Raw genomic sequence first — 7,405 nt, 5'->3', positions numbered from 1 at the left:
CAGATCATCGCGTTCGTCTGGTTTGCTCTACCATGGCTTGGATTCTTCGGGCGGCGGATGCGTTCAATTCCGCTCTTTCTGCCTGCTGGCGTTTCCGACAAGGCCGAAACGTTCATGCCCAACGAGCAATTGCTCGTGGTCATGCCGGCGGATGCCGATGCGGAGTGGTGAACCACGTCCGCAGCAAGCTTACCGAGGAATACCATGAACGTTCAGCAGCGCTCCGGTTCGCTTCGCACGAGTGCGCGTATGAGTTTTCGGTCTTTCTTTTTCTACGCCAATCTACGCTTCCCGTAAGCGCTTGTTGCGCCAAATCCATTGGTGCTTTTTCTAATCAACCCACCTGAGGACGCTCCAGACGTTCTCGTTCGGTGGGGACGGCAGTGGCAATCCATTCCATTCAATCGGAAGCGAATTCGCGCAGTGCGCGAATGCTGCGGAGCGCACTTGGCGCGGCAATCGCAGGCTACCTGGAAGATGATGCGATCGTCGAGGTCATGCTCAATCCCGATGGGCGGCTTTGGATCGACCGTCTGTCGAGTGGCTTGGTTGACACAGGCGAAACCCTGTCTGCGGCGGACGGCGAGCGCATCGTTCGTCTGGTGGCTCACCATGTAGGCGCGGAGGTGCACGCCAGCTCGCCACGCGTGTCGGCTGAACTTCCCGGGGCCGGCGAGCGCTTCGAGGGCCTCTTGCCTCCGGTCGTTGCTGCCCCGGCTTTTGCTATCCGCAAGCCAGCGGTCGCCGTCTTTACGCTGCACGATTACGTCGCCGCCGGAACCATGACCTCCGGGCAAGCCGACGCCCTGAGGACTGCGGTCGCCACTCGCAAGAATATCTTGGTGGCCGGTGGCACATCGACCGGCAAGACGACATTGACCAATGCTCTCTTGGCGGAGGTAGCGAAGACCGCTGATCGTGTCGTCCTGATCGAAGATACGCGCGAACTTCAATGCAAGGCGCCCAACCTTGTGGCGCTGCGGACTAAGGACGGCGTAGCCACCTTGTCTGACCTCGTTCGCTCCTCACTCCGGCTGCGTCCTGACCGCATCCCAATCGGCGAGGTCCGCGGGGCCGAAGCTCTCGATCTTCTCAAGGCGTGGGGTACCGGCCATTTCATTGGCTTACTCCTTCGGCGACAGTATTCCGAATTCATGGGAACGGTGGATATTGGATATAATATGAACGTATTGTATGCAGTGGTTGAATAATATACAAATGTATTTTATACAATTCTATGTCGATCGCGGCCTGCAACAGGCGCCGGAGAAGCAGGGATGAGATCTCAACCAGCCGCAAAAGATCGATGGGCCGGAGGTCATGGGTCGGCGCCGGACACCGTGTGCGAGGCGCTGCGGCGTGCGATCAGTTCCGGCGAGTTTGCGCCTGGATTTCAGCTCCGGCAGGACGAACTGGCGGAGCGGTTCGGAACCAGTCGTATCCCAGTAAGAGAGGCCCTTAGGCAGTTGGAAGCGGAGGGTTTCGTTACGCTGCAGCCCAATCGCGGCGCGGTCGTTTCGGATTTGTCGATCGACGAGGTGCTGGAGCTGCTTGAGATTCGCATTGCACTCGAATGCCATGCCCTGTGCCTGGCAATCCCGGCGATGGGAGAGATCGATCTCGAGGAAGCCAACAAAATTCTCCGGTCGTATGACCGGGAGCCCGACCCGGGAAAATGGGGCGCATTCAATTGGCGATTCCACAAAGCACTCTACGCGCCCTGCAATCGCCCGCGGCTGCTGGCGATGATCGAGGCGAACTACGGCCACGTCAGCCGTTTTACCCGAGCACTGGTTTCCCGCGCGACCGGCAAGGAGCGTCCACAGCGTGAGCATTACCAGTTGCTCGAACTGTGCCGCAACGGCGAGATCGAAAAGGCCGTCCGCCTGTTGCGCGACCACATTGTGCAGACCCAGAAAACGCTCAGGTCCGCACAACGTTACACCTTGCGGGAAGACAGCCCGTAAGCTGACTTGCTCCGCGTCTCTCAGCCCACATGCAATGTCAAACCAGGATGGCAGTCCGAGCGGATGCGTCCTGATCGCGTGCCAATAAAAGTCGATTTGGAAAGTCGACTTGGAGAAAGAGTGAAATGACTGCTCGCAAAGCTGATGTCGCCGTTATCGGAGCAGGAATCGTCGGTATCGCCTGCGCTTACCATTTGGCCAAGTGCCGCCCTGCCTTGCGGATCGTGATTGTCGACCAGAATGCACCCATGGGCCTCACCTCGGCCGCCTCGGGTGAAAACTACCGCAACTGGTGGCCACATCCGATCATGACGGCATTCACCGACTATAGCATCGACCTGCTCGAGGAAATTGCCAAGCGGCACGACAACTGCATACATATTACGCGCCGGGGCTACGCACTGGCGACACGTCAGCGGAAGCCGGATCAACTGCTGGAGGAACTCTATACCGGTTACGGGCCAGAGGGCGCCAGCCGGATACGTGTGCACGAAGCTGCGTCCACGTCGTCCTACACGCCGGCGGTTTCGGAGGACTGGCGCGACGCCCCCGAGGGCGTCGATGTGATTCAAAATCCGGCTTTGATCCGGCGTCATTTTCCGACGTTCGACAGCGAAGTTTCCACCGTTCTCCATGTTCGTCGCGCCGGAGATATCAGCGGCCAGCAGCTTGGAAGCCTGATGTTGGAGGAAATCCGAACTGCAGGAGGCAAAGTGAGTTTGGCGTGTGTCACTGAAATCGCCCGGCAAGGCGGTGGCTTCGTACTGAAGACGCGTGGCAAGGAAGGCGAGCAGATGCTGCACGCCGAGATCCTGGTGAACGCCGCCGGCCCCTACGTCGCCGATATAGCGGGAATGCTAGGGGAGCAGCTTCCAGTCGAGAACGTATTCCATCAGAAAATTGCGTTCGCCGATAACCTCGGTGCTATCGATCGACGAATGCCATTCTCGATTGACTTGGATGCGCAGATGCTCGACTGGACGAGCCAGGAGCGTCAGCTTCTCGATGAGGATTCCACAACGGCCTGGCTCGCCCGCCCCATGCCAGGTGGAATCCACTGCCGTCCGGACGGTGGCGATCACGGAAAATGGATCAAGCTTGGCTGGGCTTATAATCAAACGCCGTCAGAACCGAAGGGGACGCTACCGATCGACCCCAACTTTCCGGATATTGTTCTAAGAGGAGCAAGCCGGCTCAATCCCCGCCTTAGGCAATACTACGGGCGGCTGCCGCGGCAAATTGCGCACTACGGTGGGTATTATACTATGACGAAGGAAAATTGGCCGCTGATTGGGCCCATGAAGACCGAGGGGGCCTTCGTCGCCGGCGCGCTTTCAGGTTTCGGAACGATGGCTGCCTGTGCAACGGGAGCGCTTTGCGCAGACTGGATTCGAGGTGCAAGTCGGTTCGAATTCGCAGAACGTCTCAGCCTGTCTCGCTACGACGACAAGAATTTCATACGAAAGCTGCAGGATGGCGCGAGAACCGGTACCCTTTAGCTCGGCCGGCTGAGGCGGTTGATCGGGCGTCGGGAGTACCCAAAACGGCAATCGTGTGCGCGGCATGACGAAGCATCCAAGTGCGGGCCAACGAAAACGATGCGCGCGTCGCGGGACAACAAGCCGTCGACCACACGCCAACATGGCCCTCTCGCTAAGTCTTTGGTGAGTGTGGCTTGCGTGTGGTCGCGCGATCCAGCCAAATTACTGATTTTCTGGCGCACCCGACACGATTCGCACCTGTGACCGTTGCTGTCGGAAGAGCGACGCTGGGCAGATGTGAGTCTCTCGGTCAACGCATTGATTCAGAGAATTAGTCGCCACACGTTGGCGCGATTTCATAGCTCCATCATTCCCATCCAGAACATGCTTTTGGTCGCCCACTTCGATATCGTACTTACGTACGAACTCCAGCGGGCCATCATCGCCGATGCGGAACACCGACAATCCGGCGGCAACGATCTTTAGACCGTCACCGTCGCGTATGGTGACAGGGAGGTTGTGCTCCGCCACCAGCATGCGGCCGCTCGGATGGATGTCGGATGGATACCAGTGACTCAATACGTTGAACGGGGCAGGGTTCACCCGTCTCCTGGTCGATCTTGAATACCGCAGTGACCGGGGCGTCATATACCTCGGAGCCGCGGCCAGCACAAAAGCCGCACCGCTCGTTAGCCGGACAACGCGTCGTACCGGACGACTTGGGACCGAAAGCCTCACGACTTGTGACCGATAGCCACCAAGAATGCAGGCATCGCGCGGTGCCGAAAACCCTGAAATCGCTTGGTCCAAGCCCTCCCAACCAGAAGGAGAAAGCTTGTGAAGATAAGCCTTTCAATAGATCCGGGCGTGGCCGTGGCCATCCTGCATCTCCTAGCAACCACCCTCTAAACGAGGGGTGCCCGCACATCGGCCGATATGCGGGCTCAATCATTTGTGCCGCAGATTCTTCAAATCTTCTTTTTACGAAAGATACGCTTCTTCATCGGCGGCCCTCGACGTTCGTCGCCGGCGTGGACGGCGTTGACGATGTCTGTACGTAGCTTGACGATCGCGTCCGAATGCTCGTCCAAGTCGCCCCCGTACTCGAACATCTTCTGCTGCTTCATCGATCCGCGCGCGACTTGGTAGACCCGATCTCCGCCGTAGGTCGACGACCAACGACCGTGCACAACCGCAATGCGAGCTTCGTTCACCTTGTGGCAGGCCTTCAGCAGCTTCTCGAGCACGGGATCCGGCTTTCCGTCTTGCCGATCCTCCTCAATCGCTGATGCGGCAAGGATTGCCGTGACCAGCTTCGCGAAGTCGAACGCCGCCGTCATGATGTCGTTGTGCTCGAGATCGATGCTGACCTTCTTCCGGAATATGCGGCGCAACTCGGCCTCAAGCTGGCTGTATTCGAACACGAAGCGGCCGATCTCGCGGTAGAGATCGCTCTTGTCGCCGTTCCAGCCGATGATGTCGGCCAGCGAATTTTCCATCCGCGCGCGCCGCTTCTTGCCTGACCTTACTTTTTCATCGCTGGACATGGCCACGCCTTCGTCAGCGCTTTCGGGAACATGATCGCCGGCAGCCCGTCACGCTCAACCGGGTTGTCCGTGAGATATTTGCAGAACACGTCTGTAACCTGCTCGAGGGTGGCGCGGTCCGACTTGCAGTATCCGACGACGCGATCCAACGCGAAGTCGACCTCTGCGTCGTTGTTCGGCATGTCCTTGTGCCAATGCCGCATGTTGTCGATCGCGGTGGCGCCGTGGGCGGCCATGTCATAGAGGCCGGCGACGTAGGTCTGCGCCATCGATTTGTCGCGCTGGCACCACTGGTGGACGTCGTTGCCGGAGAAGAACGCCGTCGACGGCACCTCGGCGGCGAGCGCAGAACCCGACAGGCCGAAACAGGCCGCGACCAGCATCAACCGCATCATTGTATGATGCGAAGGTGGGAGGCGCGGCCCTTCTCCTGGCCGGGGAGATCGATCGAATACGTCTTCGCGACCTCGGTCTCGTTCATCATCAACACTTTCGACAGATCGGCTACCGAATAGCCCATGTCGTTTATGTGCAACGAGACGAGGTCGGAGAGCGTGCGCGGCTCCTCCATCGGGAAGTCGAGCTCCGGCGGCTCGCGCAGCCTGATCTTCTGGATGTTGAATTGCTTCCAGATGTACTGGGCCTGGGTTTCGTTCAGAAAGCCCGCGCGTTTGGCGGCGAACACTAGCGAGCCCATCGAAACCTTCCACTCCGGTTTCAAGGCCGCGAGCAGGCGCAAGTCAACACGGCGTTCGGCGAAGTACGGCTTGACGTCCTCGGTGGGAACCAGGAAGCACGAAGCGAAGGTGTCGGCCTCTTCCTCCATGTTCGGCGTCGGATACCCGTGCATGATCACGTGGCCGAGTTCGTGGCACAGAGTGAATCGCATGCGATCCGCAGGCTGCCGCCGGTTGAGCACGATGATGTGCGGCATGCCCGGCACGGAGAAGCGCACGCCCGAGACGGTCGAGCCGCCCAGGTCGGAATGCGCCACCAGGATGCCGGCTTGCTCGACCAGCGCGGTGAGGTCGTGGATGGGGCCATCGGGGACCTGCCAGAAGCGACGGAGCAGGCCGGCGATCTTCTCGGCGTCGTTGTCGTATTCGTCGGCGTCGAACCTCGGGAGCTTGTTCACCGGATCGAGGTCAGTCGCCTCCAGCAGCTTGCGTAAGTGCATGACGCGCACGTTAAGCTCAGCGACAATCCGGTGGAGCTCGGTCGCCGACACATTCGACTTTTTGCGCCACATCGGCGCATGCACGCTGATCGGCGCGCCGTAGATGGCGTCGGTTTGGCCGAAGAACTCCACCGGCACCGAGAAAATCTCGGCCGCCGTCTCGAGCAGTTGCGCGGTCGGCTCCTTCAATCCGTTCTCGATGCGAGACAGTTCAGTGTTCGGCAGGCGGAGGCATTCCGCCGCCTCGTTCTGCGGGAATCCGCGTAGCTGCCGCGCGAGGCGCAGCATGGTTCCAACCTTCGACATTTCGCAGTCCTCACCCTGGCAGTCGGCGACGATTCTCGTTTACGTCCGGTTAACCGCCTCGGGCGGGTCAGGACGCTTTGCCGCCGTTCTTTTCCTTGGTCTTGGCCATGTCCTTGAGCTTCGCCACACTGCGGCGGCGGGGCTGCGGGATGGCGGTCTTCTGCGGGAACTCAATGATGCCCTGCTGGCCGCCGGGCAGTTCGTAGCTCCAGAGCTGGCCATCCCCGTTGCGCGCCGTCACGTGCACCGACTTGTAGCCGGTACCGAACTCGTTCACCTTCCAGCAGACCTCGACCTTCATCGCCTGCGGCGCGTCCGCAAACGGGATGCCGGGATCCAGAAAGTTGTCGTTGGCGCCGGTGGAGATGTTGCTGCCCTTGCCGCGGCGGACCGCCTTCTTGAACCGCACTAGCACCCGGCCGCCGAACAGGAAGCGCGCCGTCGCGCCGGTCGGGAAGACCACCACGTCCGCCTTGCCGTTGAACTCCGCGATCGCGGCGCGGATGACGCTGTCGAACACGTCGGCCGAGTCAGTCCGCTTGTACACATTGCCGGCGCCGCGCTTGGCGAGGAAGTCCTTGAACGCCTTATCGAGCACCTTGCGGATCCGCTTGTTGAACGGCTCAAGGATCTCGCGGACTTCCTTCTCGACGGGCAACGACATGCACGGTGGCCTCCGGTGAATCGCTAGCAGGAACCCTATCAGGAAAACGCCAAATTCAAAGATTATTTTTCAATTCTGTTGCATTTCTATTCTAAGTGCATGATTATAATTGTATTTATACATTGTAAAATTTTCACTCATTCTCACTTAGCGGTAGGTAGGTCAAAAACCGGTTCTCGGGCCAAGGCAGCGGTACTCGCCGCCGAGGTGTCGGATTTGAACTGGGGCGGGCGAGCAAGCGGCTCTCTCTCGAGAAAAAGCCT

The 7,405-nt window shown here is 59.5% G+C and carries 8 protein-coding genes; 3 read left to right on the top strand and 5 right to left on the bottom strand.

Features of this window, described 5'->3' with window-relative positions:
- The first annotated feature begins 431 nt into the window (after nt 1-431).
- From trbB to AC0L3P_RS27265, 3 genes are all read left to right on the top strand, one after another.
- Entirely contained in the window at nt 432-1,211 is a 780-nt protein-coding gene (gene trbB / locus AC0L3P_RS27275) for a P-type conjugative transfer ATPase TrbB (protein WP_473306681.1), read from the top strand.
- A gap of 66 nt (nt 1,212-1,277) precedes the next feature.
- Nucleotides 1,278-1,967, top strand: a complete 690-nt coding sequence (locus tag AC0L3P_RS27270) for a GntR family transcriptional regulator (protein WP_473306673.1) — start codon at nt 1,278-1,280, stop codon at nt 1,965-1,967.
- Between the two features lie 125 nt (nt 1,968-2,092).
- On the top strand, nt 2,093-3,466 hold the full coding sequence (locus tag AC0L3P_RS27265; protein ID WP_473306671.1) for an NAD(P)/FAD-dependent oxidoreductase: 1,374 nt from the start codon (nt 2,093-2,095) through the stop codon (nt 3,464-3,466).
- A 204-nt stretch (nt 3,467-3,670) separates the two neighbouring features.
- Here the strand turns inward: AC0L3P_RS27265 and AC0L3P_RS27260 are convergent, their stop codons facing one another.
- The 5 genes from AC0L3P_RS27260 to AC0L3P_RS27240 form a co-directional block, all read right to left on the bottom strand.
- Nucleotides 3,671-4,051, bottom strand: a complete 381-nt coding sequence (locus AC0L3P_RS27260; protein WP_473306668.1) for a hypothetical protein — start codon at nt 4,049-4,051, stop codon at nt 3,671-3,673.
- A 365-nt stretch (nt 4,052-4,416) separates the two neighbouring features.
- Nucleotides 4,417-4,995 (bottom strand): hypothetical protein, encoded by a 579-nt coding sequence (locus AC0L3P_RS27255; RefSeq protein WP_473306666.1) that lies wholly within the window; start codon nt 4,993-4,995, stop codon nt 4,417-4,419.
- On the bottom strand, nt 4,974-5,390 hold the full coding sequence (locus tag AC0L3P_RS27250) for a Rap1a/Tai family immunity protein (RefSeq protein ID WP_473306663.1): 417 nt from the start codon (nt 5,388-5,390) through the stop codon (nt 4,974-4,976). Before AC0L3P_RS27250 ends, AC0L3P_RS27255 begins: the two co-directional genes overlap by 22 nt.
- Nucleotides 5,387-6,478, bottom strand: a complete 1,092-nt coding sequence (locus AC0L3P_RS27245) for a helix-turn-helix domain-containing protein (RefSeq protein ID WP_473306659.1) — start codon at nt 6,476-6,478, stop codon at nt 5,387-5,389. Before AC0L3P_RS27245 ends, AC0L3P_RS27250 begins: the two co-directional genes overlap by 4 nt.
- Nucleotides 6,479-6,545: 67 nt before the next feature.
- Complete coding sequence (locus AC0L3P_RS27240; RefSeq protein WP_473306656.1) at nt 6,546-7,142, bottom strand: hypothetical protein; 597 nt, start codon at nt 7,140-7,142, stop codon at nt 6,546-6,548.
- Nucleotides 7,143-7,405: the final 263 nt, after the last annotated feature.

Source organism: Bradyrhizobium sp. WSM4874, from assembly GCF_055811835.1.
The sequence above is the reverse complement of the archived record's forward strand: the minus strand, read 5'-3'. Positions and strand labels throughout refer to the sequence as shown.

What these genes read in the sequence shown, in the direction of transcription:
- trbB (WP_473306681.1), top strand. Translation starts at nt 432, where the DNA reads ATGCTGCGGAGCGCACTTGGCGCGGCAATCGCAGGCTACCTGGAAGAT.
- AC0L3P_RS27270 (WP_473306673.1), top strand. Translation starts at nt 1,278, where the DNA reads ATGAGATCTCAACCAGCCGCAAAAGATCGATGGGCCGGAGGTCATGGG.
- AC0L3P_RS27265 (WP_473306671.1), top strand. Translation starts at nt 2,093, where the DNA reads ATGACTGCTCGCAAAGCTGATGTCGCCGTTATCGGAGCAGGAATCGTC.
- AC0L3P_RS27255 (WP_473306666.1), bottom strand. Translation starts at nt 4,995, where the DNA reads ATGTCCAGCGATGAAAAAGTAAGGTCAGGCAAGAAGCGGCGCGCGCGG.
- AC0L3P_RS27250 (WP_473306663.1), bottom strand. Translation starts at nt 5,390, where the DNA reads ATGATGCGGTTGATGCTGGTCGCGGCCTGTTTCGGCCTGTCGGGTTCT.
- AC0L3P_RS27245 (WP_473306659.1), bottom strand. Translation starts at nt 6,478, where the DNA reads ATGTCGAAGGTTGGAACCATGCTGCGCCTCGCGCGGCAGCTACGCGGA.
- AC0L3P_RS27240 (WP_473306656.1), bottom strand. Translation starts at nt 7,142, where the DNA reads ATGTCGTTGCCCGTCGAGAAGGAAGTCCGCGAGATCCTTGAGCCGTTC.